We start from the raw sequence: 26,503 nt of genomic DNA, 5'->3' as shown, positions 1-26,503 counted from the left end.
TGTTACGCAAATTTTGCAAATATGCAGATCATGTAACATTTAACTTGCCTCGAATCACCTCGGGGATTACCTTCTTTCTAAAGCTTTAGGAGTTTCTACATGCATGCCTTCATCTGTGACGCACAGCGTACCCCCATTGGCCGCTTTGGCGGCGCTTTGTCTTCGGTGCGTGCCGATGACCTTGCTGCGATCCCGATTGCGGCCTTGATGGCGCGTAATCCGGACGTTGACTGGACACGGGTAGATGATGTGGTGCTGGGCTGCGCCAACCAAGCGGGCGAAGATAACCGCAACGTGGCGCGGATGGCCGCGCTGCTGGCGGGTCTGCCTGTCGATGTGCCCGGCTCCACGATCAACCGGCTCTGTGCTTCGGGGATGGACGCTGTCGGCTCGGTCGCGCGGGCGATCCGTGCAGGCGACATGGATATGGCGATTGCAGGCGGCGTCGAGAGCATGACCCGCGCGCCCTTCGTCATGCCGAAGGCCGAAACCGCCTTTTCGCGCAACAACGCGGTCTATGACACCACCATTGGCTGGCGCTTTGTGAATCCGAAGATGAAAGCGAAATACGGCGTCGATTCGATGCCTGAAACCGCCGACAACGTTGCCGAGGACCACAGCGTGAACCGCGCCGATCAGGACGCTTTTGCGCTGCGCAGCCAGCAACGCTGGGCCGCCGCTGACAAGGCTGGCATCTTTGCAGACGAGATTGCCCCCGTGACTATTCCGCAGCGCAAAGGCGATCCGATCATCGTGAACCGCGACGAACACCCGCGCCCCGACACAACCGGCGAAGCGCTTGGCAAGCTGCGTGCCATCAATGGCCCCGACCTCACCGTAACGGCAGGCAATGCCTCCGGCGTGAACGACGGTGCGGCCGCCCTGCTGGTCGCCAATGAACAGGCAGCCAAGGACAACGGACTGACGCCAATCGCTCGCGTCGTCGCGATGTCTGCCGCCGGGGTTGAGCCGCGTGTGATGGGTATTGGGCCAATCCCCGCCTGCCAAAAGGTACTGGCCCGCGCAGGTCTCACCATCGACCAGATGGATGTGATAGAATTGAACGAAGCCTTCGCCTCGCAAGGTCTCGCGACCCTGCGCGCTTTGGGCGTGGCGGACGACGCACCGCATGTAAATGCCAACGGCGGCGCGATTGCCATCGGCCACCCGCTGGGCATGTCCGGCGCGCGGCTGGTGATGACGGCGGCATTGCAACTGCAACGCACAGGCGGGCGCTATGCGCTTTGCACCATGTGCGTCGGCGTGGGCCAAGGCGTGGCTCTCATACTTGAAAGGGTCTGACGATGTATGCACAGATGATCAAATCCACCGGACAGGGCGTTAAATCCCTCGACGAGATGGAGCCTGAGGAACGCGCCTTTCAGGAGCGTATTGACGCGGGCGGCAAGATCGAACCGAAAGACTGGATGCCGGAAGGGTACCGTAAAAACCTGATCCGCCAGATCGGCCAGCACGCCCATTCGGAAATCGTCGGCCAGCTTCCCGAAGGCAACTGGATCACCCGTGCACCGACCTTGGAGCGCAAAGCAATCCTGCTTGCCAAAGTGCAGGACGAGGCGGGCCACGGGCTCTACCTGTATTGCGCGGCTGAAACGCTGGGCGTGACCCGTGATGACCTGACCCGCGACCTGCTGTCGGGTAAGATGAAGTATTCGTCGATCTTCAATTATCCGACCCTAACATGGGCCGATATGGGCGCTGTCGGCTGGTTGGTCGATGGTGCGGCGATCATGAATCAGGTGCCATTGCAGCGCACTTCTTATGGCCCTTATGCCCGCGCGATGGTGCGTATCTGCAAAGAGGAATCCTTCCACCAGCGGCAGGGTTTCGACATCATGATGAAAATGGCAAACGGCACCGAGGCGCAGCACAAGATGGCGCAGGATGCCTTGAACCGTTTCTGGTTTCCGTCGCTGATGATGTTCGGCCCTTCGGACGCGGAATCCGTGCACTCAGCCCAGTCTATGGCGTGGAAAATCAAGATGAACACCAATGACGAGTTGCGTCAAAAGTTCGTCGATCAGACCGCCCCACAAGCCGCCTACCTTGGCCTCACGATCCCCGATGACACCCTCAAACTGAACGAGGAAACCGGCCATTACACGTTTGCCGAACCTGATTGGGAAGAGTTCTTTGACGTGCTGAAGGGCAACGGCCCTTGCAACACCGAACGGCTGGAGGCCCGAAACAAGGCTTGGGACGAGGGCCGTTGGGTCCGCGAGGGTCTTATCGCCCACGCCGAAAAGAAGCGCAGCAGAAAAATGGCAGCGGAGTAAGATAATGAGCAGCCCTGAGTCCAGCCCCTACAACGAAGATGACGCCAGCCCGCACGGCGAAACCCGCAAGACCGAATGGCCGTTGTGGGAAGTCTTCATCCGTGGTCAGCACGGGTTGAGCCATCGCCACGTTGGCAGCCTGCACGCCGCAGACGCTGAAATGGCGATCAAGAACGCCCGCGATGTCTATACCCGCCGCAACGAAGGTGTGAGCATCTGGACCGTGCGTGCCAGCGACATTGCCGCCTCCTCGCCCGAGGAGAAAGGCTCGCTCTATGAGCCTGCGAACGACAAGGTGTACCGCCACCCGACCTTCTTTGACATTCCTGACGAAGTGGGGGCGATGTGAGCCAGCCGTTGTTTGAATACCTCTGCCGGATGGGTGACAATGCTTTGGTTCTGGGGCATCGCGTCTCGGAATGGTGCGGTGTGGCGCCTGTGCTCGAAGAAGACATCGCGCTCGCCAACGTGGCACTGGACCTGATCGGGCAAACCCAGCTTTGGCTCGGGCTCGCCGCAGAGGTGGAGGGCAAAGGCCGCGACGCGGACAATCTCGCGTTTCACCGCGACGTCTGGGATTTTCGCAACCTGCTGCTGGTGGAACAGCCAAACGGTGATTTTGGCCGTACGATGATGCGGCAGTTCCTGTTTGATGGCTGGCATCTGGCGCAACTTCAGGCGCTGATGGACAGCAGCAACGACCAGATCGCCGCGATTGCTGAAAAATCCGCCAAGGAGGTGACTTATCATCTGGAGCGATCCTCTGACACGGTGATCGGCCTTGGCGATGGCACCGAAGAAAGCCATCGACGCATGCAATCCGCCGTTGACCGGCTCTGGCCCTATGTAGGCGAAATGTTCCTGAGCGACGACGTCGATCAGGAGATGATGGCCCATGGCATCGCGCCCGATCCTGCAAGTCTGCGTGCGGGCTATGATACGCTGGTCGCCGATGTGCTGGCCGCCGCGACGTTGAAGCGGCCCGAGGATGACTTTGCCCATAAGGGCGGCAAAACCGGCGTGCGCCATACCGAACATCTGGGCCATATGCTGACGCAGATGCAGTGGCTTCAGCGGTCCTATCCGGACGCAACATGGTAATCGAAAAACCGAGCGTTGAGACGGTTTGGGAATGGCTCTCGCAGGTTCCTGACCCGGAGATTCCGGTAATCTCGCTCACTGATCTGGGCATCATCCGCGATGTGCAGTGGCAGGGCGATACGCTTGAGGTGACGGTAACGCCGACCTATTCGGGCTGTCCCGCAACAACGATCATCAACCTTGATATCGAAACAGCCCTTCGCGCGCATGGCATCGAAAACCTGTCTCTAAAAAGACAATTGTCGCCCGCCTGGACGACCGATTGGCTGACTGATGCGGGCCGGGACAAGCTCGAAGCCTATGGTATTGCACCGCCGCAACCCGCAGGCGGGCCACAGCATTGTCCACGCTGCCAGTCCACCGCCGTAGAAAAAATCAGCCAGTTCGGATCGACCCCCTGCAAAGCCCAATGGCGCTGCACCGACTGCCTAGAACCCTTTGACTATTTCAAATGCATCTGAGGCCCCGATGAGCCAGTTTTACCCCCTGACAGTGACTGATATCCACTACACCATCCGCGATGCGGTGGTGTTGACATTGAAGCCCGAAAACGCGGACGCCTTTACCTTTACCCAAGGCCAGTATCTGACGTTCAAGCAAGATTTCGATGGCACCGAACTGCGCCGCAACTACTCGATCTGTACAGGTCTCGACGATGGCGAAATCAAGGTCGGCATCAAGCGCGTCGATGGCGGGGCGTTTTCGACCTTTGCCAATACCGATCTGAAAGTCGGCGACACGCTGCACGCCATGCCGCCGCAGGGCAAATTCTTCACGCCGATCGACCCTGACACGGCAAAAAACTACCTTGGTTTTGCGGGAGGCTCTGGCGTCACACCGGTTCTGTCGATCCTTAAAACCGTGCTCAAACGCGAGCCGCAATCGACCTTTACCTTGGTCTACGCCAACCGCGCGGTAAACACGATCATGTTCCGCGAAGAGCTGGAAGACCTCAAAAACCGCCATATGGGCCGCCTAACGATCATCCATATGCTGGAATCGGGCCAGGATATTGACCTGTTCACCGGACGGGTCGATCAAGACAAATGCGAAGCGCTCTTCAAGCAATGGATTGACGTTACCGCCATCGACACCGCCTTCATCTGCGGCCCCGAGCCGATGATGCTCGCCATCGCTGAAAGCCTTAAATCGCACGGGTTAGAGCCTGATCAGATCAAGTTCGAACTGTTCAGCGAAAGCCAGCAAGGCCGTCTCGCCAAACAGGAAATGGCGAAACGTGCCGAAGGCCAGAAGGGCACCGAGATCACCGTGATTATCGAAGGCGCCCAGCGCACATTCGAGATGACCAAGGGCCAATCGGTGCTCGAAGCCGCCCTCGCCAATGGGCAGGAGGCACCCTTTGCCTGCAAGGCAGGGGTCTGCTCCACTTGCATGGGCAAGGTTCTGGAGGGCGAGGTCGAGATGCTCTCGAACCACGCGCTTGAGGATTACGAGGTCGAGCGCGGCTATGTGTTGACCTGCCAGAGTTACCCGCTGACGGACAGGCTCGTCATCGATTACGACACTCATTAAGGAGCCACCATGCGCGACATTTCCTCATTTGCTGCTGGTCAGTGGATCGCCCCCGGTGCTGGTGCCCGCAACATCGCCAGCGCCATCACCGGCGAAGTAATCGCGCAGGCTGGCAATGACGCGCTCGATGTGCAGGCGATGCTGGGCTACGCCCGCGATACCGGCGGCCCCGCACTGCGCAAGATGACGTTTCATGACCGCGCGCGGATGCTCAAGGCCTTGGCGTTGCACCTGCGCGAGCAGCGCCAAACGCTCTATGAGTTGAGCTATGACACCGGCGCTACGCTAAATGATCACAAGATCGACGTGGATGGCGGGATCGGCACGATGCAGGTCTATGCCGCCAAGGGACGGCGCGAGATGCCGGATGCCCATGTCTATCTGGATGGTCCGCCCGAGCAGCTAGGCCGGACGGGTGCCTTTATGGGGCGGCATATTTGCACGCCGCTGCAAGGTGTTGCCGTCCATATCAACGCATTCAACTTTCCGGTCTGGGGGATGCTGGAGAAGCTGGCCCCGACCCTGCTCGCTGGTGTTCCCGCGATTGTGAAACCGGCCACCGCAACCTGCTATGTGACCGAGGCTTGCGTGCGGATGATGCTGGATAGCGGCGTGCTGCCTGCTGGAGCATTGCAACTGGTGAGCGGCGGATTGGGCGATATGCTTGACCATCTGGAATGTCAGGATGCGGTGGCTTTCACCGGCTCTGCCGATACGGCGTTTAAACTGCGGACCAACCCGAAGCTGATCAAGAACTCGGTGCGCTTTGCATCGGAGCAGGACAGCCTTAACGCATCTGTGCTGGGGCCAGACGCCACACCCGATACGCCGGAGTTCGATCTGTTCGTCAAGGAAGTGCAGCGCGAGATGACTGCGAAGGCGGGACAGAAATGCACCGCGATCCGCCGGATTATGGTTCCGCAGTCGCTGCTCGATCCGGTGATCGCGGCAATCTCGGCGCGGCTCGCCAGAACCACCATCGGTGATCCACGCGCCGAGACGACGCGCATGGGCGCGTTGGTCTCCGCTTCGCAAAAGCGCGATGTGCTGGAGAAGGCCGCTCTGCTGGCGGGCGAGGCCGAGCGTGTATTCGGCGACCCTGATAATTTCACTGTCGAAGGTGCAGACCGCGAGAAGGGTGCTTTTGTCCCGCCGATGCTGTTCCACTGCGCCGACCCCGACAGCGCCCAGCGCGTGCATGACACCGAAGCCTTCGGTCCTGTCTCGACCATCATGGCCTACCGCGATCTTGGCCATGCAGTGGCGCTGCTGAACAAGGGCAAAGGCTCGCTCGTGGCGTCCGTCATCACAAATGACGGCGAAGTGGCCCGCGAGATTACGCTCGGCGCGGCTGCATTTCACGGGCGGCTCTACTTTAACAACCGCAGGTCGATGGCCGAGGCAACCGGCCACGGCGCGCCCTTGCCCCATATGGTGCACGGCGGGCCGGGCCGTGCAGGCGGCGGCGAGGAGTTGGGCGGCGTGCGCGGCGTCATGCATTATATGCAGCGCACCGCGATACAAGGCAGCCCCGATATTCTGACCGCCATTGGTGAGCAATGGGTGCCTGGTGCGACCGAGCTGACCGACAAGCCGCACCCCTTCACTCGTACCTTCTCGACCCTAATGCTGGGAGAAACCTTTAATTCCGACAGCCGTGAGGTGACATTGGAGGACATTGAGACATTCGCCCATTTCACCGGTGATACCTTTTATGCCCACATGGATGACGAGGCCGCCAAAGCGAACCCGTTCTTCCCCGGCCGCGTGGCACACGGCTATCTGTTGCTGAGTTTCGCCGCGGGTCTGTTTGTGCAACCTGACCCCGGCCCTGTGCTGGCCAACACCGGCCTTGATAATCTTCGGTTCTTGGAGCCTGTCAGCGCGGGCGACAGCATCAAGGTGCGGCTGACCGTAAAGCACAAGACCCCCCGCAATGACGAATACGGCGAAGTGCGTTGGCATGTGACCCTAACCAACCAGAAAGATGAGGCAGTGGCTGAATACGAACTGCTGACGATGAATGCCGTCTGAAGCTTTTCAAGAAAAAACCGCCCCGCTAAGGGCGCTGGGGCCGCAAAAGGTCTGGTCGATGATGATCAGCCTGTTCGGGGATCTCGCGCAGGGTAAGGGCGAGGTGATTGAGGGGCCGGTACTGTCACACATCCTCACCGCCCTCGACGTAAAACCCGAAGCGGCGCGCGTGGCGCTGCACCGGTTGCGCAACGATGGCTGGATCACGTCCACGAAAGCGGGTCGTATCAGCCATCATGGCCTGAGCGCCAAGGGCAGGAACCAGACCATCGCCGCCACCCCGCGCATTTATGCTCAACCGTCAAATGTGAATGATGCTTGGCAGGTTGTCTTTATCGAAGACGCTAGCGCCGAGGCAAACGCCGCGATGCTGGCGTCTGGATTCTCACCGATCCAGCCTCGACTTTTTGCAGGTTCGCGCGACCTTCCTGCTCCGAAAGACGCATTGGTTATGGCTGGCACTCAGGTGCCGGATTGGCTTTGCCAATCCTTGCGACCAATCGGTCTTCTCGACGATTATACCGCGCTGCTCGCGGCACTGACCAACCTGCACGAGGCGCTACCACAAGGGATCGACCTCTCCCCGCTTGAAATCGCGATCCTGCGCTGTCTGATTGTGCACAACTGGCGCCGCCTTGTGCTAAAGCATCCGGCCCTTCCCGGTGCCCTCATCGCGCCGCATCTTCCCGAGCACCAATGCCACATCTCGGTGGCCGAACTTCTGAACCGTTTTCCGCGCCCCGCGCTGCGCGATATCGCAGTGTCGGCGGCCAATCCCTGAGCACAAAAGCGACGCTTTCCCAAGCCGTTCAAGCCCTGTATAGAATGCGGCATGACAAACCACGTATACCAAAATGATCTGCCGGACGGTCTTGATTTAGGCTCGGTCGTGGCGATTGATTGTGAAACCATGGGCCTTAACCCGCACCGCGACAGGCTGTGCGTGGTGCAGCTTTCGGGCGGTGACGGGCACGCGCATCTGGTGCAGATCGCCAAGGGGCAAACTCAAGCGTCCAATCTCGTGGCCCTGCTGCAAGACCCCGCCATTCTCAAGCTGTTCCACTTTGGACGTTTTGACATCGCCGCACTGCTCCACGCCTTCGGTGCAACCGCAGCACCTGTCTATTGCACCAAGATCGCCAGCCGATTGATCCGGACCTATACCGACCGCCACGGTCTGGCTAAACTGGTGCAGGAATTGTTGGGCGTCGATATTTCCAAACAGCAGCAATCCAGCGATTGGGGGGCCGAGAAGCTGACCAAAGCCCAGATCGATTATGCCGCCTCGGACGTTCTGCATTTACACAAACTGCGCAAGGAGCTGGACGCCCGCCTGCTCCGTGAAGACCGCGTAGAACTGGCGCAGGCCTGTTTCGACTTTTTGCCCACCCGCGCCAAGCTTGATCTGCTTGGATGGCCCGAGACAGATATATTTGCCCACGCATGAACACACCTTTTATTGATACTGCAAAGCGCGTGATCCGCACCGAAGCCGAAGCCTTGAACGCCCTCGCTGACGCGCTGGACGAGAATTTTCGTCATGCCATCGACCTGCTTGCCGCGACCAAGGGGCGGGTGATCATTACCGGCATCGGAAAGTCTGGGCATATCGCCAACAAGATCGCGGCGACGCTGGCCAGCACCGGCACGCCTGCACAATTCGTCCATCCGGCAGAGGCGAGCCACGGCGACCTCGGCATGATCACCAGCGCCGATGTGGTTCTGGCGATCTCAAACTCCGGCGAGGCCCCCGAGCTTGCTAACCTCGTTACCTATTCCCGGCGGTTCTCGATCCCGTTGATCGGGATCACCAGCAATGCCACCAGCAGTCTTGGCGTCCAGTCTGACGTGGTTTTGCTGCTGCCAAAGCTGCCCGAGGCTTGCGGTACCGGCGTGGTGCCAACCACCTCGACCACTATGACGCTGGCAATGGGCGATGCGCTGGCTGTTGCGCTGATGGAAAACCGCGCCTTCACCGCCGAGCATTTTCGCGATTTCCATCCCGGCGGTAAACTCGGCGCCAAACTTAGCCGTGTGAGCGATCTGATGCACACAGGCACTGCGATGCCCTTGGTGGGGATCGGTGCGGCCATGCCCGAAGCGCTGTCCGAGATCGGCAGTAAAGGCTTTGGCGTGGTGGGGGTGATCAATGATGATGGCAAGCTGCAAGGGATCATCACCAACGGTGATATTGGCCGGCATCTAGAAGGGTTATCGACGCTGAGTGCCCGCGAAGTCATGACCCCTGCCCCCATCACCATCGCCCCCGAAGCGTTGGCTGAAAAAGCGGTTGGCATCATGAACGACCGGAAAATCACCTGCCTGATCGTCGTGGACCCGAAAAACCCCGACGTACCTGTCGGACTTCTGCATATCCACGATTGCTTGCGCGTCGGGCTCGGATGACATGGCGATTCAGGTTGATCGCCATTCGCGCGCCGTTGCATGGCTCAAGGTTGTATTTCCGCTGACCGCGCTTGCCCTGCTATCGACCTTGTTTCTTGTGTCGCGTACCGCCGACCCCGAAAGTGTCATCCCCTTTGCGGACAAAGAAATTCAGGACCGTCTGCGCGATCAGCAAATCACCGGACCGTTCTTTTCCGGCGCTACCGCCGATGGCGAACTGATCTCCTTCTCCGCCGAAAAGTTAACCACGCCGCAAGGCCAGACCGGCGGCAGCAATGCCGAAGACGTCGACGTGAAGCTGAACCTTCTTGATGGCACGGAGTTAACCCTGCGATCGGACAGCGCACTTTTTGATGTGGCCGAAGATATCGCCGAGTTGACAGGCGATGTGGTAATCACAACTTCTGCGGGGTACCGGATTGTCAGCGATTTGCTGACCAGTGAAATGTCGAAAGTGAACCTGCGCTCACCCGGGCAGGTGTTCGCGACAGGTCCTGCTGGCACCCTTGAGGCTGGCAGTATGGAACTGACTGGCGGCAAGGGGGCCGATGCCAACCAATTGTTTTTCACTAACGGGGTGAAGTTGGTATACACGCCCTTACAAAACGAAGAGTGACCATTGTGAAAAACTTCAAAACTTTGCTTTTTTCCGTCGTTGCGTCGCTGATTTTCAGCCAGGCAGGGGCGCAGGGCGCGAATGTGGCATTTGGCACCATCCGGCAAGACACCTCGCTGCCTGTTGAGGTCACTGCAGATAACCTATCGGTCGAAAATGCCACCGGAACCGCGATTTTCACCGGAAACGTCGCGATTGGCCAAGGCGAGATGCGGCTGACAGCGGCCCGTGTGCTGGTGGTTTACCGGGCCGAGCAGAAAGGTATCGCACGTCTGGAAGCGACCGGCGGCGTGACCCTCGTCTCCGGTGAGGATGCTGCCGAATCAGAGCGGGCTGACTATAATATTGACGACGGCACAATCGTGATGACCGGCAATGTTTTGCTCGCACAGGGTGCCAGCGCGCTCAGCGCCGACAAAATGTCGATCCGTCTTGAGGATGGCACCGCGCAGATGACCGGCCGCGTGAAAACGATTTTGCAGACGGGCAGCGGCAACTGATGCCCTCCCATCACCTGACGATCGCGGGCGGTGATGCCGGACTGCGCATCGAACATTTGCGCAAATCCTACCGCAAGAAGACCGTGATCCGCGATTTTTCCATGACGCTGGATCGGGGCGAAGTCGTCGCTTTGCTGGGGCCAAATGGTTCGGGCAAGACGACAACGTTCTATGCAGTCGCCGGTCTGGTGCGGCCCGAAGGGGGTAAGGTCACCGTCGATGGCAAGGATGTAACAACCCTGCCGATGTACCGCCGCGCCCAGCTTGGTATCGGATATCTACCGCAGGAGATGAGCATCTTTCGCGGCCTCAGCGTCCAGGACAACATCTCCGCAATTCTCGATATTTCAGTCAAACCGCGCTATAAGCGGCGCGAACGGCTCGAAGAGTTATTGTCCGAATTTTCCATCGAGCACCTGCGCCGCGCACCTGCGATGGCGCTGTCGGGGGGCGAACGCAGACGGGTCGAGATTGCCCGCTGTCTGGCCGCGAACCCGAATTACCTGCTGCTGGATGAACCCTTCGCCGGGGTCGATCCGATCTCGGTCGGGGACATCCGTCATTTGGTTGCGGACCTCAAAAACCGCGGCATTGGCGTGCTGATCACGGATCATAACGTGCGGGAAACATTGGAAATTGTGGACCGCGCCTACATCTTGCACGAAGGCAAGGTTTTGATGTCCGGCACCCCTGAAGAAGTGGTCGAAAACGAAAACGTCCGCCGCGTCTATCTTGGCGACAATTTCCGCATCTTTTAATCCCTCCACAATTTGCGCTGATTTTTGCGCGTCTCTGACACGCAGCGCCATTGACTTTTGATGGCATTCTTGGCCTGATTGAAGAATGGCAACATCGCGTTCCCGATCAAATCTACACAAGCCTTATCGCCAAGGCATGATCTTGAACTATCTAAACGCGAGGCCATTCGTCCGCACCTGATGCACTCAAATCACCACGCCCGTGGTCCGTTTGGTGTGCCAGACACACAATAAAAAGGAGCCTATATGCGTTATCAAATCAGCGGCAAACAGATCGACATTGGTGAAGCGCTTCAGACCCATGTCAAAACAGAATTAGGCGCGGCTGTAGAAAAATACGCAGGCCGACCCACCGATGCCCATGTTATTTTTTCGAAATCAGGGCACGAGTTTGTCTGCGAAGCGACTGTTCATTTGTCGACGGGGCTGACCGCGTCAGCCCGCGCCCATGCAACAGAGATTTACGCCGCCTTTGATTCCAGCTGTGCCAAGATGGAGAAGCAACTACGGCGCTACAAGCGTCGGTTGAAAGACCATCATAAGGAGCGTGCCGTACCGGTTGAACTCCTCGGCGCTTCGTCCTATATCCTCGCCTCAGAAAGCGACGCGGACGCACAGGAACCCGACAGCCTCCAGCCCATGATCATTGCCGAAATGCAGACCAAGATTGCAACCTTGTCTGTCGGCGAAGCAGTCATGCAAATGGAACTGACGGGGGCGCCTGTGGTTTTGTTTCGCAAAGAGGGCAAAGAGGGGCTGAACGTCGTGTACCGGCGTGAGGACGGCAACGTAGGCTGGATCGACCCCTCATAATGTAAAAGCGGCGGGGCGACCTGTCTGCGTAGAGAGTGAGCAGCATGGATTTTGCGAAACTTCTCAAGCCGAGTGCGGTCAAGGTTTTGACGTCTGCCTCAAGCAAGAAGCGACTAATGCAAGAGCTCGGAGAGCTTGCGCACCATGCTTATGGATTGAATGCGTCCGAAGTTGTCGAGGCGCTCAACACACGCGAATCGCTGGGGCCCACGGGTGTGGGCCACGGCGTGGCGCTGCCGCACGCGCGGGTCGAGGGGCTCGATAAGGTCGTTGGCACCTTTGTGCTTTTGGACAAACCCATTGATTTCTCTTCAGTGGACCGGCAGCCGGTCGATATCGCCTGTGCGTTGTTTGCGCCGAACGAGGCAGGGGTCGAACATCTTAAGGCGTTGGCCTTGGTGGCGCGGACCCTGCGCAATCCTGCGATCTGCAACAAGCTGCGAGCCAACCCCAACGCCAGCACGCTTTACACCATTTTGATCGAGGATAATTCGGTTCAGGCCGCGTAAGGCCCGAACCCGAACATGACATAATCCCGCTGATAGGCATCCGCCGTTAGCTTTTCGATTTCATCATCATAGATATCTTCCAGCGCAAACGGCTGGTCCGGCGCGGCTGGTTGCGGCGCGGGCGGGTTTGGATGACCCACGGCGGTCGCAAGTGCTGTGAGCTCCTCGGCCAGATCAGCCTCTCGGATGATGCGGTCGGGCAAGCACAATTCACCAAATCCGGAGATCGTTTGCCACTGCGTGCACCACGCCGGATCGACGCGGATCGCGGTCTGGCCCGACAAATTGCCCTTGAGGAATTTAAGAAACGCCGCGAAAGCCGCGCGGTGGGCCTGCACATCATAGCTGGCATCCGGCCCCTTTTCAGGCAACGGCATGTTGTAGCGGCGGATCAACGTGCCGCGCAACTGGCCGTAGTTGCCCTTATCAACCGGCAGGATATGGCGGCAAAATGCATCATGGGCACGTAGCACCGGATGCCGCAGCACAGTAAAACTGCGATGGCCAGGATGGCGGCGCTTCCACTGGCGCAGATCCTTCTGAGACATCTTTGATAACAAGTCCTGCTGGCGTACCCCGTCCAGCGCCGCCAGCCAGTGTTTCACCTCATGCTGCGGGCCGCTGCGGATCGGCAAATACATCAGCGCAGTGTCAGACGCGGCCACATAGGACGGCACATTCGGGCCACGGCGCGGTTCAAAATTGGGGGTGCGGGTTAGATCGAAACGGTCCAGCTTTGACAGCGCCTGCTCCATCGCCGGATAGTTGCTAACTTTGGAAGAGATCGGGCTGGGGTTTTGCTTTTTCAGGTTCTTGTCCAGTGCCTCCAGACTGGCCTCAACGCCCAGATAGCGCGCCAGTCCGTTCATCACCTCAAGGCTTTGAAGGTCCTCATAAGCGACGTAAAATGCCGTTTGGCCGGATGTTTGCAACCCGTTCAGAAGGGTAAGCTGGAAGGCTTGCAAAGCTTCCAGATGGGCGGAAAATTCATCGGCGTCAAATTCGGCCTGCGCCGATTTGTGCGATTTCATATCCGTCAGTTTCCACTGGCCGGTCGCTTGCGCGATTTTCCAGCTTACGTAGCTTTCTACCGGATTGCGGGTCAGCACGATCTTGGCGCAGAGCCTGTCGTTCATGATGTCGTGAAAGACCCGTGGATCATGGTCGTGGAAATAGCGAAAGCCGGTCAGCGCGGTGGTGTCATTTCGGATCGCGTCCAACAATGTTTGCGGATTGCTGTCGCGGGCGCCTTGGGTCACGCCAAGGATCGGCTCGTTATGGGGATAGCCCAGAAAGTGTGGATTGAACGCCTCACCGTGACATTTGATACCTTCAAATGCATTCAGATTTGATTCCAGAAAATTCGATCCGGTCCGCATTTCCGCGAACACGACAAAGCTTGTGAAGGCCATATATTACTGCACCAAATAGGGTTTTCGAGGAGGCTTTTGCACCGGTTCCATGGTTCGTTCCGCAGGGAAATCGCCCATCAGATAGGGATGCATACCTTGGTTCTTTAAGTTCTGCAGGAATTGTCCAAAGCCGGCAAGGTCTACCATTTTTGGCGCTTCCGACAGCCGCCGCAGTTTGGTGCGGCCGATCTCGTCCAGAATACCCTGCAGGGGCTCCATCGGCGCTTCGATAAAATCCGCCATCGTCCAAATGCGCACCCGTGCCTTGGTGTAAGGCGAGCGCAGCACATCCATATGTTCGCTCTCGATCTTTTGCAGTTTGGCGGCGCGGGCCCGGATGTCGCCGAAATCAAGGTTGGAGCGAAACAGCGGCACCGCCCATGCACCGGTGATCACCGAAATCTGCGCATTGGGGTCTTTTGCGATGCGCCAATTGATCTCCTGATTGTCCTCCGGCCCGAACTGAAAACATTGGCGTTCGCCGCGCGTGTTCCAGATCAGGTTGGTCAGAAAAGCTCGGTTATTATAATCGCGCAGCAAGGCGGAATCGGCCAGCGCTCCATTAATGGCATTCTGACCCTCGGCATATTGCACCTTATCCTTTGCAAAAAGATGCCCATGCACCCGCGCGCCGGTCGCCTTGCCAAGCCAAACCTCGAAATCCTCAAAAAGCTCGGCGAACCCCTGAAACATCGAATAGGGCGCGGCGGTCACCCCGTTTTCCCAATCTTCGTTCGGAAAGCGGCTTTGCATATAGAGGCCAGAGCGGCCGCGCGTCCGCCGCTCGACCGCCTTGGAGAAAATTCGGTCAATCTTGCCCGGGTTCGGCTCGGTCTTTTTCATCGCGCCTTCGGCATCCGTGAGGAACGCGTCATATAGCACGTTGGCATAGGGCCAGATTTTGCGGGCCACAAAGCAATCTGATCGCCGCAAAAGCTGGAGGTGGTCGTCATAGAAAATATGCGGTTTCCCCTGAAAGTCGAACTTCGACAAGGTCAGAGAGCGGCTTTCGATCTTGGTCGAATATTGCCGCGCGAGAGTCTGAAAATAGGACTCGTCAGGTATCCAGACTTCGCGGAAAAAGCTGTCATATGTCGGGCGATCGGGGTCTTGCAGGATGGCCGACAGGGTCTGCCGCGACAGGCACCACCACTGCGACCCCATATGAGGGACCAACCCGTTAGGCATCTTACGCTTTATTTTGAACCGGCGCTGGATTTGGACGAACTTGTCGAACAAAAAGCGGTTCTTCTTCCAAGACACCGGAAACCGCATGGTAAAGCGTTCTTCGTCAAGGCCACCCACGGTCCAAGGCACGTCGGATGTTGTGGCGCTTTCGATGAAATCGGTGCGGGGCCGCTGGTCGAGGTAGTCGATAAGCTCTTGCACTGGACGCAGTGGCAGGCAAGACCCAGACGCCAGATAGACGTGACGTACATCAGGGAACTGCGCCAGCATCTTCTCGGAGGCGGATTGGGAGGCCGCCACGATGCCCCAAGTTCCCCATTCACAGCGGTAGCGGGCACAAAAATACACATCGCGCAAATCGGAAAGTCCCGCGACAAAAGTCTCGCGGGTCTTGCGCGGCACGTTCTTGTCGACGTGAATAACCACGGGGCAGCCAGCCGCAGCCCAGTGCCGCGCAATCTGTTCAGCACGGCCAAGGGCTGTGTGCACGAGCATGATGATCCCGACCGTCACGCCCAGTTCCCTTTGGACATCAGCCCCAAAATCTCCAGCTGACGCCAGCTGATATAACGTTCGGACCATTTGCACCAAAGCTGCGGATCGTCTTTCAGACGGTCAGCATAGGCTTTGTATTCCACCGAAGCGGCATAATGCTCGCTGCGCTCAAGCTCCTCTTCGGCCTTGGCGCCAAATGTGTCGAGGAATTTGGCATGCAGCAGGACACCCGATGCTTTCTCCCCGCCCCATTCATCATAGACCTGATTAAGACCCCGCGGCAGCAGCATGTGGGTAGAGCTGACATAGGTGTAGCGTTTGTCCCACTTCACCAGCGGCACCTTGTTCAGCGCCGGCGCTTTCGCAGGCTCGTCAGGGAAAAACACCCGCGCACGCGGGCCGCCCTGTATCCACAGGTTGGTGAACAAATGATTGCGCGAAATCGTGTAATTGCCGCTGTCGAACCATGAGGCGATCTCGATCGGGTTTTGGCCCGCCTGATAGGGTTGCTCGTCCAGCCGCCCCTTTGGATACATGTCCAGCAGCATCGCCGAGAAGGATTTGATCGAAGAGGCGTCGAGCCAATCGGTCAGGGCGCGCAATGGGCGCGTATCACAGAACGGATAAACCAGAAATTCGTCCGGATCGACGGTCAGCGCCCAATGGCCGTGCGCGTATTTCATCTGGAGCCAGTTCAGCCAGTCGACGCCGAAGCGGGCCCGCTTATAGCTGGCCTTGGCAGACCAGACCGACACGTCAGGCTGATCCGCGAGATAGTCGAGCGATCCATCGTTACTGTCATTATCGACAAAGAAGAAATGGCCGACGCCCATCTCGCGATAATACTCAAGGAAATAGGGCAGTCTGATGCGTTCGTTGCGTTGGGTGCAAAACAGCAAAAGATCGTCGGCGCGGATATCCTCCGTCCGGTTCACAACCCTTTTCAGCTCCCGACGCTTTCGAAACGCTCTGATGCGCCATCGTTTGCGCTGAAGCCTCAGTCTATATGACTGAATTATTCCCAAAATCACCCTCTACGCTGGGATGTACCACTGCAGTCCTGCGCTATCACCTCGATCTTAAGACGGTATTGAAATGTTCAGCCCAACCCGAACCTTTGAATGTGTTGCCTGACCAAGCGCCTGCCGGACTGCTGCCCCACTCTTTAATTGTACTGGTCCACAAATACCCGTCGGACACTGGCGCGTAAACAGCTTTGTCATCAGTCACTTCGCGGAAAACCGGAAGATCGTTGCACAAAACGCGCGTTTTGAGCGCCATAGCTTCGATCGCTGGCAGGCCAAAGCCCTCGGCCAGCGAGGGAAACAACAACCCCGATGCCCCCGCAACCAAGGCCGCAAGCGCCGGATCGCTGAGTCCTGAAACTTCGCGCACCCTGCCGTCGCGGGGTAATTGGTCGAGCCGGTCAAAGACTGCTGCATTGTTCCAGCCGCGGCTTCCGCAGATGAGCAGCAGCGGTGCCTCAGTCCCCATCTGCGCCCAGAGGTCGAGCAGGAAAGCATGGTTCTTGCGTGGCTCAATCGTGCCAACTGTCACAAAATATGGCTCTGATGGCGGCAGCGACGAGGGCAGCGCCTGTAGATCGGGCTGCGGTATGGTCACACCTAAATGTGCGACAATGGCGTCAGGCACCCTGCCCGCCAGACGCATAAACGCTTCGCTGCGCTGCCGGGTATCGTGACTGTTGTAAATCACGCGGTCCGCCAGCCGCGCGACGCGATCGATCTTGGCGCGAAACGGCGCCACAGTGCCGGCCCTTTGAAACTGCGGAAATTCCAGCGGGATGACATCGTGAACCAGCACATGGATCCCGCCGCCTGCGGATTTGACCGATTTTAACATCCGATCCGTCAGGTTCGAATGGCCGACATTGTAGTACGCGAAGGTGTCATGCAGCAGCGCTTGTAACATTCTACCCAGATTGGCTGGTATCGCCCGCCCCACCGCGAGCCGTCGCAGATCGCTTTCTGCCCGGACCAGCGCCCGGTCCCGGCCCATTACCAGACGCGACAACATGCTGGGGCCGCCCCATGGCAGATCACCCGCCAATTTGTCGCGAAACGTCTGCGCGCCGTCCCGGTCCAGCAGCACATAGCCGAGCGCCGTGCGCGCCAAGGCAAAAAACGGTATCTCGTCGGTGAGGAAATGTTCGAGATAGGCGATCTCGACCCGGTCCACACCTGTTGCTACCCGCCCCGCGCGCCTGAGACTTCTCGTCACATCCAGAAGGCGGGCACCGGCCATCTCAGGCGGAGTAATGGCCGTTTTGATGCCATCTCCACGCATCTGCGATCATCTGGTTCAGGTTTGAGCGTTGCGGCTCCCAGCCCAATTCGCTGACAGCGCGGCGCGAGCCAGACACCAGTTTGGTACAGTCGCCGGGTCGTCGCGCACCCTCGTTGAACGGCACATCACGGTTGGTGACCTCGCGGCTGTGATTGATCACCTCGCGGACCGAAAAGCCCGATCCGGTGCCGAGGTTGAAAACACGATTGCCGCGCCCCTCCTCCAGCCATTTGAGGCCAAGCACATGGGCATCAACCAGATCGCAAACATGCACATAGTCGCGGATGCAGGTGCCATCAGGTGTGTCATAATCTGTGCCAAAAATCGTCAGCGCATCGCGCTTGCCGTCAATGGCATCAAGCATTAGCGGGATCAGATGGGTCTCGGGCTGGTGGAACTCACCCACTTCACCTTCGGGGTCTGCGCCTGCAACGTTGAAGTAGCGAAAGATCACATGCTGCAAACCGGCCGAAGCCGCGAAATCGACCAGCATATCCTCGATTGCGCGTTTGGACGCGCCATAGGCGTTGATCGGCAATTGCACGGAGTTCTCGTCCAACACCACATTGTCCTGATCGCCATAGGTCGCGCAGGTCGAGGAAAACACGAAATGCCGACAGTCGGCATCGGTGGCGGCCTCGATCAGGTTCAGTGACCCCATCACGTTGTTGCGCCAGTATTTGGCGGGATCGGTCATGCTTTCGCCAACTTGGCTAAGTGCCGCAAAATGCATCACTGCGACGGGTTTGTATTTCGCAAACACCTCATCCAAACGGGCGCGGTCAAGCAAATCACCCTGCTCGAAAGGTCCGAACTTCACGGCGTCGCGCCAGCCAGTAATAAGATTGTCAAATGTCACGGGAGTATAGCCCGCAAGGGCAAGCGCCTTACAGGCGTGCGAGCCGATATAGCCCGCGCCGCCTGTTACCAGAACGTTCTTCATCTTAAGTCCTCCGAAGACCGTTATTGGGCCGCTTTATCCAGATGGATGATGCTTTCCAGATATGCCTTCAAATCGTCGCGCAGTTCTTCGCGGGCAAGACCGAAAGCGACAGTCGCCTGCAAAAATCCTGACTTAGAGCCACAATCAAAGCGCTGGCCACGAAAGCGGAAGCCGTAAACATTGCGGTCAAGCTCGATGTCTCTCGCAATCGCGTCGGTCAGCTGGATTTCTCCGCCCGATCCCGACTTCAACTGGTTGAGGTTCTGCAACACCGAAGGGGAGAGAATATAGCGACCGATAACCGCAAGGTTTGACGGCGAATCTTCGGCTTTTGGCTTTTCAACCATGCCCTTGACCTTGACCAACTGGCCCATGTCTTCGGACACATCAAGCATCCCGTAGGACGAGGCGCGCTCGGGTTCGACTTCCATCGCAGCAACCATATTGCCGCCGGTTTCGGCGTAGGCTTCGACCATCTGCTGCAAGCAGGGCTTTTCGGCGGCTATCACGTCATCGGGCAGGATCACGGCAAAAGGTTCGTTGGCGATTAAGCGGCGGGCGCACCAAACAGCATGACCCAGACCCAGCGCACGGTGCTGGCGGATATAGGCAATCGCACCGCTTTCCATGTTGGTGCTGTTCAAAACTTCCAGCAGTTCGGTCTTGTTCTTGCGGCGTAGCTCTTGCTCAAGCTGGGGTGCGTGGTCGAAATAGTCTTCCAAAGCGCCTTTGCCGCGCGAGGTCACAAAGATAAATTCCTTGATGCCAGCGGCGCGGGCTTCGTCGATTGCATATTGGATCAGCGGGCGGTCTACCAAAGTCATAATTTCTTTGGGAACAGATTTGGTAGCGGGCAAAAAACGGGTGCCCATACCAGCGACCGGAAATATGGCCTTCGTCACTTTTCTACGCATATAATTTACAGCCTCCAAAATATCTTCCGCTCTCTATCGCGGCTGGCCTTGAGCGTTTTAGACACTTTTCATCCTACAGGACGCAGGAGTTTCGTCAAAACGAGAAAAAATTTTACCACATCACTCATGACTGAATCCGCGCTGAGTAGCAACGCGGCCTCTCTCTAATTCAACACGTCGTATCCGGCTGTGGAGGCGGATTATTGCCTGATCCCGATCGGACTTTCCGAACAACCCTCCGCGCTGCAGCCAGACCCCGTCTAAACCAAAGCACACATGGTGGAACAGGGCCGTTGCTGAAAAATCGAAAAGGGTGACAATTTCACCGTTTTTCACCCGCGCCGCCGCCCGCATCCGGTCTTTTCGCAAATGGATCGGGCGGGTTGCGATGTGACTGGTTTTGCGGCTTTGGGAGGGGAAGGTCAGGAACGGCGTTGCCGGTTGGCGCGGCAGTGCAGTGTGCGCCAAAGGCCGCGCGCGACCCTCGTCATAACCCCGATCCAGCCTTTGGGCCAGGCGCGTTACATCGCGCGGCTCCAATCCGCCGCTGATCAAATGGGCGAGTAGACGGTCGTGCTCGGCTTTGCGCAAGCTTTGCCAATGTCCGGCCTGCGCATCGGGGCGGATATGTTTGCGTTGGAACACCGCCCAACTGGCCCCGATATCAAACAGATCGCGCGGCACCCGTGCCGCACTCCGCAGCTTGTTCTCGGCAAATCCGTGGTGAACCTCGGCCAAAGGGACCAATGCTGTGGCATGACCGGCCTGCGCGAGGCGCATGTTCACGTCCGTTTCGTCCAGAAAATAGTGATAGGCCGGATCAAAGCCGCCAATCTCGACCAAGACGCTGCGGCGGAACGCCATATTGGTGCCTTCGGTCTTGACCGCATTGCCCTTGGGCGGGTGCAGCACCGTGGCGCAGGTGGGATTGATGCCCAAAGGCTGCGGCGCACCGAAGCCATCTAGGCTACGGGCTTTCCACTGGAAGGAGATCCCATTGCGCGCCCGCACATACCCCCCCGAAGCCGCAACGGCAGACTGCCCGAACGGCGCCGCTAAAAGCGCCAGCCAATACGGCTCTGGCACCGCATCGTCATCGATAAACGCCACAACGTCGCCTGCCGCGTGGCACAGACCGATGTTGCGCGCCGCCGAGATATTTGGCTCGTCAAATGGGACGAACTTGAGCGCGGCTGCAAAGGGCAGGACTTCGGCGGTGGCAATACCTTGCGGATCGGCCACCACCACAATTTCAAACTGCGCGCATTGCAGCTGTGCCAGTCCGGTCAGGCATCGTTGCAAGGCCTGCGGACGGCCTCGACTGACGACGATAACACTGACCGGCATATCTGTCATTCAAGCGCCATTTGCGCCATCATGGCTTCGATCTTCGGCACGTCTTCGGGGTTGTTCAATTCCCAAAAGGCCCGGCCCTTGGCCTCAACCTCGACACACAAAACAGCGCGCCCGTTCTCCATGAACCGAAGCTGCTCCAGCCCTTCAAGCCGCTCCAGCGGGCCCGTCGGCCATGTTGGATAACTTTCCAGCGCATCGGGGCGGTAAGCATAGACCCCGACATGGTGGAACACCGGCGTGGCTTGTTCGTCAGTGAAGGTTTCCGCGATGAAGGGAATGACCTCTTTCGAGAAGTAGAGCGCGTGATTGTCTGCGGAAAACACCGCCGTCGTACCACCGACACGACCCGCCTTTCGATCCGCCAACAACCCGTTGAGCGCGGCACCGTCGCAACGTAAAACAGGGGTGGCGATCCCCGCGTCCGGCGCACCGCGCAGCCTTTCGACGAGGCTTTCAACAAACCAGTGCGGCGTCAGCGGCGCGTCGCCTTGCAGGTTCACCACGATCTCATAGGCGCCGCCCAAAACATGATGGGCCTCGGCGCAGCGCTCGGTGCCGTTGGCGCAATGGGGCGAGGTCATCACTACCTTGGCGCCAAAGGCCTCCGCTGCGTCCTTGATCCGGTCGTCATCGGTGGCCACAACCACACGGTCGACGCCGCCAACCGCACAGGCCGCACGCCACGATCGCTCGATCAAGCTGCGTGACTGGCCAGTGGCGCCAGTAAGCTCGGCCAGCGGCTTGCCGGGATAGCGGGTGGAGGCATAGCGGGCGGGAATGACAATGAGGACCGACATCAGGCGGGCTTCAACGTGACGCCCGGTGCATGGGCAATGAAAAACGGGTTGGCGAAATCGGCTTTGCCGTAAGTCAGTGGTGTATGGTCTTCAAAGCGCACAACAGCGCCGCCGGCGCCTGATAACACTGCGTGGCCTGCGGCCGTGTCCCACTCCATCGTGCGCCCCACACGCGGATAAAGATCAGCCTCGCCTGTCGCGATCAGGCAGAATTTCAACGAAGACCCCGCGCTGGTCATATCACGCACGTCATACTTGCTGATGTAGTCGTCAGTGGCCTGATCGCGGTGCGATTTGGATGCAACAACCATCAGCGCGGCATTGTCAGCGGCCGATACCGAAATCTCAGCTGTCTCACCGACGGCTTCTTTGTCAAAGGCACCGGTTTCCTCAACGGATTGGCCATCGGCGCGGGTAAAAAACATGCGGTTTTTGGCGGGGGCATAGACCACGCCGCGCGTTGGCACGCCGTCTTCGACCAAGGCGATGTTAACGGTAAAGTCACCGTGCCGATGGATGAACTCTTTGGTGCCGTCCAGCGGATCAACGATCAGAAAGGTCATGCCTTGCGTATCATGAGTGGCGGATTGCTCTTCGGTAACAAGCGCCACATCCGGAAACGCCGCGCGCAAACCGCTTGAGATGATGGCATCGGCGGCTTCATCTGCTGCCGTCACGGGGCTATCGTCGGACTTGGACTTCACGTCGAAATCATCGCGGCCATAGATTTCCATGATCTTGTCGCCTGCCTCTAGCGACAGTTTGCGCATCACCCTAACCAGTTTTTCATAATCCATGCGGCTTTGCCCTTTCGGCTTTCGTTGATAAGTGTTTCGGTTCCCCTTATGGTTTGCAGCTAACGGAACGGCAAGAATTCCGTGCGAGAACTTGGCATTTAGAAGGCAGGGGCTGATGTTCCAATCCACCCGTAAATCGTCCGGAAACTGGGCCTCGTTCCTCACTATGGCCGGGCTGGTGTACCACTCGATTGTCCGCAGTGTGCGCAAACAACACAATAATGCGTTTGTCGCGATTGCGATGAATATGATGCAGGCGGTGATGTTTGTCGCAGCATTTTATGTCATGTTCAGCCTGCTGGGCCTACGTGGCGCGGCTTTGCGCGGTGATTTCCTGCTTTATATCATGTCCGGCATTTTCTTATACCTTACCCACACCAAAGCCTTAGGCGCGGTTGCAGGCTCGGAAGGTCCCGCCAGCCCGATGATGCAGCACGCGCCAATGACCACCATGGTCGCCATTCTTTCGGCGGCCCTTGGCTCACTATATATTCAGGTTCTATCGCTGTTCATGATCCTGTTTGCCTATCACGTGGCATGGGCCCCGATCCATATTGAACAGCCGATCGCCGCTTTTGGCATGTTGCTGATCGCATGGTTCACCGGCTGTGCCCTTGGTCTCGTGCTGCTGGCAATCAAACCCTGGTTCCCAACCTTCGTCAGCATATTTTCCTTAGTCTACCAACGCGCCAATATGATCGCCTCGGGCAAGATGTTTGTGGCCAATACCTTGCCGGGTTACATGCTGACAATGTTTGACTGGAACCCGCTGTTTCACAGCATCGATCAAGCCCGCGGCTTTGTTTTCATCAACTACAACCCGCGTTACAGCAATTGGGAGTATCCGCTGTGGGTCGCGCTGGTGTTGGTGATGATCGGGCTGATGGGCGAGTTTTACACCCGTAAACATGCCTCAATCAGCTGGAACGCGCGCCGTTAGGTTTACGCCCTGGCCCTTTCCCTTGCATGAATGTCTAATCAACAACCCGCAACGTCAGGTTTATCCGTCCGCCATCTTTGAGCAGCGCTGATGAGCCCGGTCGGATCTTGTCTACGCCGTGATAGGTCAGCCTCGCCTCGCCGCCCATAACCACAACATCACCTGACTGCAGCCAGATCGATTCCGTCTTGCCGCCACGGGTCTGGTTGCCGATGCGGAACAATCCGTCGTCACCCAGCGAAACCGACACCACCGGCCAGCGGAAATCAGCCTCATCCTTGTCTTGGTGCAGGCCCATCCGGGCGGTGGCGTCGTAGTAATTAATCAGACAGCATTCAGGTTGCCGCTCCAGCCCTGTCAGGGCCGACCAGATATCCAGCACGGCTTGGGGGATCGGCGGCCACGTACTGCCATTTGGATGCTGGGGGACATAGCGATAGCCTGACCTGTCGGAAAACCACCCGTATTGCCCGGCTGATGACATCCGCACCGACATTTTCTTGCCGTAAGGCGAATCGGGGTGAAACAGCGGCGCTTGGCGTACCGCATCGCGCACTTCTGCAAGCACCTGCGCTTGGGCGGGCTTGTCCAGCCAGCCCTTATGAATGTCAAAACCTTTGAGCCTTAAAACCATCCACAGCCCCCGCCCGCGATCACCAGATCGAAAAAATCACCAAAAATCCCGCCGTCACAACCCATGCAGCGGTTGCAGGGTGCAGAACCCCTCCTTATATACGCTCCGAACCGCTGACAGCCCAGCAGGCTTTCAGTGTCACCAGATCGGGGCAAGGGTGCCGTAACGGGCCACTGTCTCGTGCAATCGCCTTGAAGCAAAGAGGGATCGAAAACATGGCCAAAGTAATTGGTATTGACCTTGGAACAACAAACAGCTGCGTCGCCATCATGGATGGTAGCCAGCCGCGCGTAATCGAAAACGCGGAAGGGGCACGTACAACCCCGTCAATCGTCGCCTTTACCGACGATGAACGTCTTGTCGGCCAACCTGCCAAGCGGCAGGCCGTCACCAACCCCGAAAACACCGTTTTTGGTGTGAAGCGCCTGATCGGGCGCCGGAATGATGACGCGGATCTGGCAAAAGACCGTAAGAACATGCCGTTCAACGTGATTGACGGCGGCAATGGTGACGCATGGATCCAAGCGCGCGGCGAAAAGTATTCGCCCAGCCAGATTTCTGCATTCATCCTTGGCAAAATGAAGGACACAGCCGAGAAGTATCTCGGCGAGGAAGTGACCCAAGCGGTCATCACCGTTCCTGCCTACTTCAACGATGCACAGCGCCAGGCCACCAAAGACGCGGGCAAGATTGCCGGCCTCGAAGTGCTGCGTATCATTAACGAGCCGACAGCCGCTGCTCTGGCTTACGGTCTCGACAAAGAAAACACCCAAACCATCGCGGTCTATGACCTTGGCGGCGGTACTTTCGACGTGACCATCCTCGAGATCGACGATGGCCTCTTCGAAGTGAAATCGACCAACGGCGACACCTTCCTTGGTGGTGAAGACTTTGACATGCGCATCGTCAACTATCTGGCGGGCGAGTTCAAAAAAGAACACAGCGTCGACCTGACCCAAGACAAGATGGCACTTCAGCGTCTGAAAGAAGCTGCTGAAAAAGCCAAGATCGAGCTGTCTTCTGCCAGCCAGACCGAGATCAACCAGCCGTTTATCTCCATGGGCGCCAACGGCCAGCCGTTGCACATGGTGATGAAGCTGACCCGCGCCAAGCTGGAAAGCCTCGTGAACGACCTGATCAAAGCGTCGATGAAGCCTTGCGCCGCTGCGTTGAAAGACGCGGGCCTGTCGGCTTCGGATATTGATGAAGTCGTGCTTGTGGGTGGTATGACCCGCATGCCGAAAGTCATCGAAGAAGTGACCAAGTTCTTTGGCAAGGAGCCACACAAGGGTGTGAACCCTGACGAAGTTGTGGCGCTGGGTGCGGCCATTCAGGCCGGTGTTCTGCAAGGCGACGTCAAAGACGTTGTTCTGCTCGACGTGACACCCCTGTCGCTGGGCATTGAGACGCTGGGTGGCGTGTTCACCCGACTGATCGACCGCAACACCACGATCCCGACGAAGAAGTCTCAGGTCTTCTCGACCGCTGAAGACAACCAGAACGCTGTGACGATCCGCTGTTTCCAGGGTGAACGCGAGATGGCCGCCGACAACAAGATCCTCGGTGCCTTCAATCTCGAAAACATCCCGCCTGCCCCTCGCGGCATGCCCCAGATCGAAGTGACCTTTGACATTGATGCCAACGGTATCGTGTCGGTAGGTGCGCTGGATAAAGGCACAGGCAAAGAGCAGAAGATCACGATCCAAGCCTCGGGCGGTCTGTCGGATGCGGATATCGAGAAGATGGTCAAGGACGCGGAAGAGAATGCCGAGTCCGACAAAGAGCGTCGTTCGCTGATCGAAGCCAGAAACCAGGCCGAAAGCCTCATCCACTCGACTGAAAAGTCAGTAGAAGAGCATGCGGACAAGGTTGATCCGACAACTGTTGAAGCGATCGAACTTGCCATCGCTGCGCTGAAGGACGAGCTGGAAGCCAACAATGTCGACAAGATCAAGTCGGGCATCCAGAACGTGACCGAAGCGGCTATGAAGCTGGGCGAAGCCATCTACAAATCTGCACAAGAGCAGGGTGACGATGATATGGCCCAAGCCGCAGATGCGCAGCGCGGTGGCGACGATGATATCGTTGATGCCGACTTCGAAGATCTGGACGACGACAAGCGCGCGTAAGCGTGTTCTTGGAACCAAGACAGG

27 protein-coding genes are annotated in these 26,503 nt (G+C 58.0%); 17 read left to right on the top strand and 10 right to left on the bottom strand.

The window, feature by feature from the left end; genetic code table 11:
- Positions 1–99 precede the first annotated feature (99 nt).
- From pcaF to BM174_RS08760, 15 genes are all read left to right on the top strand, one after another.
- Positions 100–1,302: a 3-oxoadipyl-CoA thiolase gene (pcaF, locus tag BM174_RS08830; protein WP_093923482.1), complete on the top strand. Its 1,203-nt coding sequence runs from the start codon at positions 100–102 to the stop codon at positions 1,300–1,302.
- 2 nt (positions 1,303–1,304) lie between these two features.
- Entirely contained in the window at positions 1,305–2,297 is a 993-nt protein-coding gene (paaA, locus tag BM174_RS08825; RefSeq protein ID WP_093923481.1) for a 1,2-phenylacetyl-CoA epoxidase subunit PaaA, read from the top strand.
- A gap of 4 nt (positions 2,298–2,301) precedes the next feature.
- Positions 2,302–2,646, top strand: a complete 345-nt coding sequence (paaB, locus tag BM174_RS08820; RefSeq protein ID WP_093923480.1) for a 1,2-phenylacetyl-CoA epoxidase subunit PaaB — start codon at positions 2,302–2,304, stop codon at positions 2,644–2,646.
- A 29-nt stretch (positions 2,647–2,675) separates the two neighbouring features.
- Entirely contained in the window at positions 2,676–3,398 is a 723-nt protein-coding gene (paaC, locus tag BM174_RS08815) for a 1,2-phenylacetyl-CoA epoxidase subunit PaaC (RefSeq protein WP_093923576.1), read from the top strand.
- Complete coding sequence (paaD, locus tag BM174_RS08810) at positions 3,392–3,859, top strand: 1,2-phenylacetyl-CoA epoxidase subunit PaaD (RefSeq protein WP_093923479.1); 468 nt, start codon at positions 3,392–3,394, stop codon at positions 3,857–3,859. Before paaC ends, paaD begins: the two co-directional genes overlap by 7 nt.
- A gap of 7 nt (positions 3,860–3,866) precedes the next feature.
- Positions 3,867–4,931: a 2Fe-2S iron-sulfur cluster-binding protein gene (locus BM174_RS08805; protein ID WP_093923478.1), complete on the top strand. Its 1,065-nt coding sequence runs from the start codon at positions 3,867–3,869 to the stop codon at positions 4,929–4,931.
- Positions 4,932–4,940: 9 nt separating this feature from the next.
- Positions 4,941–6,965, top strand: a complete 2,025-nt coding sequence (gene paaZ / locus BM174_RS08800) for a phenylacetic acid degradation bifunctional protein PaaZ (RefSeq protein WP_093923477.1) — start codon at positions 4,941–4,943, stop codon at positions 6,963–6,965.
- Positions 6,955–7,746 (top strand): PaaX family transcriptional regulator C-terminal domain-containing protein, encoded by a 792-nt coding sequence (locus BM174_RS08795; RefSeq protein ID WP_093923476.1) that lies wholly within the window; start codon positions 6,955–6,957, stop codon positions 7,744–7,746. Before paaZ ends, BM174_RS08795 begins: the two co-directional genes overlap by 11 nt.
- A 51-nt stretch (positions 7,747–7,797) precedes the next feature.
- Positions 7,798–8,412, top strand: a complete 615-nt coding sequence (locus BM174_RS08790; RefSeq protein ID WP_093923475.1) for a ribonuclease D — start codon at positions 7,798–7,800, stop codon at positions 8,410–8,412.
- Entirely contained in the window at positions 8,409–9,371 is a 963-nt protein-coding gene (locus BM174_RS08785) for a KpsF/GutQ family sugar-phosphate isomerase (RefSeq protein ID WP_093923474.1), read from the top strand. The genes BM174_RS08790 and BM174_RS08785 overlap by 4 nt, the downstream gene beginning before the upstream one ends.
- 1 nt (position 9,372) lies before the next feature.
- Positions 9,373–9,987: a hypothetical protein gene (locus BM174_RS08780; protein WP_245766304.1), complete on the top strand. Its 615-nt coding sequence runs from the start codon at positions 9,373–9,375 to the stop codon at positions 9,985–9,987.
- Between the two features lie 5 nt (positions 9,988–9,992).
- Positions 9,993–10,487, top strand: coding sequence for an LptA/OstA family protein (locus tag BM174_RS08775; protein WP_093923574.1), 495 nt, complete (start codon positions 9,993–9,995; stop codon positions 10,485–10,487).
- Positions 10,487–11,245 carry an LPS export ABC transporter ATP-binding protein gene (gene lptB / locus BM174_RS08770; protein WP_093923473.1) on the top strand — a complete coding sequence of 253 codons (759 nt, stop codon included), beginning with the start codon at positions 10,487–10,489 and terminating at the stop codon, positions 11,243–11,245. The genes BM174_RS08775 and lptB overlap by 1 nt, the downstream gene beginning before the upstream one ends.
- A gap of 246 nt (positions 11,246–11,491) precedes the next feature.
- Entirely contained in the window at positions 11,492–12,058 is a 567-nt protein-coding gene (hpf, locus tag BM174_RS08765) for a ribosome hibernation-promoting factor, HPF/YfiA family (RefSeq protein WP_093923472.1), read from the top strand.
- Between the two features lie 44 nt (positions 12,059–12,102).
- On the top strand, positions 12,103–12,567 hold the full coding sequence (locus BM174_RS08760) for a PTS sugar transporter subunit IIA (RefSeq protein WP_093923471.1): 465 nt from the start codon (positions 12,103–12,105) through the stop codon (positions 12,565–12,567).
- Here the strand turns inward: BM174_RS08760 and BM174_RS08755 are convergent.
- From BM174_RS08755 to cysQ, 9 genes are all read right to left on the bottom strand, one after another.
- Positions 12,555–13,979, bottom strand: a complete 1,425-nt coding sequence (locus BM174_RS08755; protein WP_093923470.1) for a nodulation protein NodH — start codon at positions 13,977–13,979, stop codon at positions 12,555–12,557. The two genes, BM174_RS08760 and BM174_RS08755, sit on opposite strands and share 13 nt — an antisense overlap.
- A 3-nt stretch (positions 13,980–13,982) precedes the next feature.
- Entirely contained in the window at positions 13,983–15,680 is a 1,698-nt protein-coding gene (locus tag BM174_RS08750; protein WP_093923469.1) for a DUF5927 domain-containing protein, read from the bottom strand.
- Positions 15,677–16,687, bottom strand: coding sequence for a glycosyltransferase family 2 protein (locus tag BM174_RS08745; RefSeq protein ID WP_093923573.1), 1,011 nt, complete (start codon positions 16,685–16,687; stop codon positions 15,677–15,679). The genes BM174_RS08750 and BM174_RS08745 overlap by 4 nt, the downstream gene beginning before the upstream one ends.
- A gap of 43 nt (positions 16,688–16,730) precedes the next feature.
- The gene (locus BM174_RS08740) at positions 16,731–17,969 is read right to left on the bottom strand and encodes a glycosyltransferase family 4 protein (protein ID WP_093923468.1); all 1,239 of its coding nucleotides are present in this window, start codon (positions 17,967–17,969) and stop codon (positions 16,731–16,733) included.
- The gene (galE, locus tag BM174_RS08735; protein WP_093923467.1) at positions 17,929–18,912 is read right to left on the bottom strand and encodes a UDP-glucose 4-epimerase GalE; all 984 of its coding nucleotides are present in this window, start codon (positions 18,910–18,912) and stop codon (positions 17,929–17,931) included. Before galE ends, BM174_RS08740 begins: the two co-directional genes overlap by 41 nt.
- Before the next feature lie 20 nt (positions 18,913–18,932).
- Entirely contained in the window at positions 18,933–19,826 is an 894-nt protein-coding gene (galU, locus tag BM174_RS08730) for a UTP--glucose-1-phosphate uridylyltransferase GalU (protein ID WP_093923466.1), read from the bottom strand.
- A gap of 120 nt (positions 19,827–19,946) precedes the next feature.
- Positions 19,947–21,182: a glycosyltransferase family 2 protein gene (locus BM174_RS08725; RefSeq protein WP_093923465.1), complete on the bottom strand. Its 1,236-nt coding sequence runs from the start codon at positions 21,180–21,182 to the stop codon at positions 19,947–19,949.
- Positions 21,179–21,979 (bottom strand): 3-deoxy-manno-octulosonate cytidylyltransferase, encoded by an 801-nt coding sequence (locus BM174_RS08720; RefSeq protein WP_093923464.1) that lies wholly within the window; start codon positions 21,977–21,979, stop codon positions 21,179–21,181. Before BM174_RS08720 ends, BM174_RS08725 begins: the two co-directional genes overlap by 4 nt.
- Positions 21,979–22,776 carry a 3'(2'),5'-bisphosphate nucleotidase CysQ gene (cysQ, locus tag BM174_RS08715; protein ID WP_093923463.1) on the bottom strand — a complete coding sequence of 266 codons (798 nt, stop codon included), beginning with the start codon at positions 22,774–22,776 and terminating at the stop codon, positions 21,979–21,981. Before cysQ ends, BM174_RS08720 begins: the two co-directional genes overlap by 1 nt.
- 115 nt (positions 22,777–22,891) lie before the next feature.
- Here cysQ and BM174_RS08710 point away from each other — a divergent pair, with 115 nt between their 5' ends.
- The gene (locus tag BM174_RS08710) at positions 22,892–23,716 is read left to right on the top strand and encodes an ABC transporter permease (protein ID WP_093923462.1); all 825 of its coding nucleotides are present in this window, start codon (positions 22,892–22,894) and stop codon (positions 23,714–23,716) included.
- Positions 23,717–23,750: 34 nt separating this feature from the next.
- On the opposite strand, the gene BM174_RS08705 is transcribed toward BM174_RS08710, so the two are convergent.
- The gene (locus BM174_RS08705) at positions 23,751–24,350 is read right to left on the bottom strand and encodes an alpha-ketoglutarate-dependent dioxygenase AlkB family protein (protein ID WP_093923461.1); all 600 of its coding nucleotides are present in this window, start codon (positions 24,348–24,350) and stop codon (positions 23,751–23,753) included.
- A 215-nt stretch (positions 24,351–24,565) separates the two neighbouring features.
- On the opposite strand from BM174_RS08705, the gene dnaK reads away from it, so the two are divergent.
- Positions 24,566–26,479: a molecular chaperone DnaK gene (dnaK, locus tag BM174_RS08700; protein ID WP_093923460.1), complete on the top strand. Its 1,914-nt coding sequence runs from the start codon at positions 24,566–24,568 to the stop codon at positions 26,477–26,479.
- Positions 26,480–26,503 lie beyond the last annotated feature (24 nt).

The organism is Sulfitobacter brevis, assembly GCF_900112755.1.
GTDB classification, from domain to species: Bacteria; Pseudomonadota; Alphaproteobacteria; order Rhodobacterales; family Rhodobacteraceae; genus Sulfitobacter; species Sulfitobacter brevis.
This window is presented reverse-complemented; position numbering and strand designations above follow the sequence as displayed.

Bases quoted from the DNA above. Each gene is read 5' to 3' on its own strand.
- pcaF (WP_093923482.1), top strand. From the start codon at position 100: ATGCATGCCTTCATCTGTGACGCACAGCGTACCCCCATTGGCCGCTTT.
- paaA (WP_093923481.1), top strand. From the start codon at position 1,305: ATGTATGCACAGATGATCAAATCCACCGGACAGGGCGTTAAATCCCTC.
- paaB (WP_093923480.1), top strand. From the start codon at position 2,302: ATGAGCAGCCCTGAGTCCAGCCCCTACAACGAAGATGACGCCAGCCCG.
- paaC (WP_093923576.1), top strand. From the start codon at position 2,676: ATGGGTGACAATGCTTTGGTTCTGGGGCATCGCGTCTCGGAATGGTGC.
- paaD (WP_093923479.1), top strand. From the start codon at position 3,392: ATGGTAATCGAAAAACCGAGCGTTGAGACGGTTTGGGAATGGCTCTCG.
- BM174_RS08805 (WP_093923478.1), top strand. From the start codon at position 3,867: ATGAGCCAGTTTTACCCCCTGACAGTGACTGATATCCACTACACCATC.
- paaZ (WP_093923477.1), top strand. From the start codon at position 4,941: ATGCGCGACATTTCCTCATTTGCTGCTGGTCAGTGGATCGCCCCCGGT.
- BM174_RS08795 (WP_093923476.1), top strand. From the start codon at position 6,955: ATGCCGTCTGAAGCTTTTCAAGAAAAAACCGCCCCGCTAAGGGCGCTG.
- BM174_RS08790 (WP_093923475.1), top strand. From the start codon at position 7,798: ATGACAAACCACGTATACCAAAATGATCTGCCGGACGGTCTTGATTTA.
- BM174_RS08785 (WP_093923474.1), top strand. From the start codon at position 8,409: ATGAACACACCTTTTATTGATACTGCAAAGCGCGTGATCCGCACCGAA.
- BM174_RS08780 (WP_245766304.1), top strand. From the start codon at position 9,373: ATGGCGATTCAGGTTGATCGCCATTCGCGCGCCGTTGCATGGCTCAAG.
- lptB (WP_093923473.1), top strand. From the start codon at position 10,487: ATGCCCTCCCATCACCTGACGATCGCGGGCGGTGATGCCGGACTGCGC.
- hpf (WP_093923472.1), top strand. From the start codon at position 11,492: ATGCGTTATCAAATCAGCGGCAAACAGATCGACATTGGTGAAGCGCTT.
- BM174_RS08760 (WP_093923471.1), top strand. From the start codon at position 12,103: ATGGATTTTGCGAAACTTCTCAAGCCGAGTGCGGTCAAGGTTTTGACG.
- BM174_RS08755 (WP_093923470.1), bottom strand. From the start codon at position 13,979: ATGGCCTTCACAAGCTTTGTCGTGTTCGCGGAAATGCGGACCGGATCG.
- BM174_RS08740 (WP_093923468.1), bottom strand. From the start codon at position 17,969: ATGCGTGGAGATGGCATCAAAACGGCCATTACTCCGCCTGAGATGGCC.
- galE (WP_093923467.1), bottom strand. From the start codon at position 18,912: ATGAAGAACGTTCTGGTAACAGGCGGCGCGGGCTATATCGGCTCGCAC.
- galU (WP_093923466.1), bottom strand. From the start codon at position 19,826: ATGCGTAGAAAAGTGACGAAGGCCATATTTCCGGTCGCTGGTATGGGC.
- BM174_RS08725 (WP_093923465.1), bottom strand. From the start codon at position 21,182: ATGACAGATATGCCGGTCAGTGTTATCGTCGTCAGTCGAGGCCGTCCG.
- BM174_RS08720 (WP_093923464.1), bottom strand. From the start codon at position 21,979: ATGTCGGTCCTCATTGTCATTCCCGCCCGCTATGCCTCCACCCGCTAT.
- cysQ (WP_093923463.1), bottom strand. From the start codon at position 22,776: ATGGATTATGAAAAACTGGTTAGGGTGATGCGCAAACTGTCGCTAGAG.
- BM174_RS08710 (WP_093923462.1), top strand. From the start codon at position 22,892: ATGTTCCAATCCACCCGTAAATCGTCCGGAAACTGGGCCTCGTTCCTC.
- BM174_RS08705 (WP_093923461.1), bottom strand. From the start codon at position 24,350: ATGGTTTTAAGGCTCAAAGGTTTTGACATTCATAAGGGCTGGCTGGAC.
- dnaK (WP_093923460.1), top strand. From the start codon at position 24,566: ATGGCCAAAGTAATTGGTATTGACCTTGGAACAACAAACAGCTGCGTC.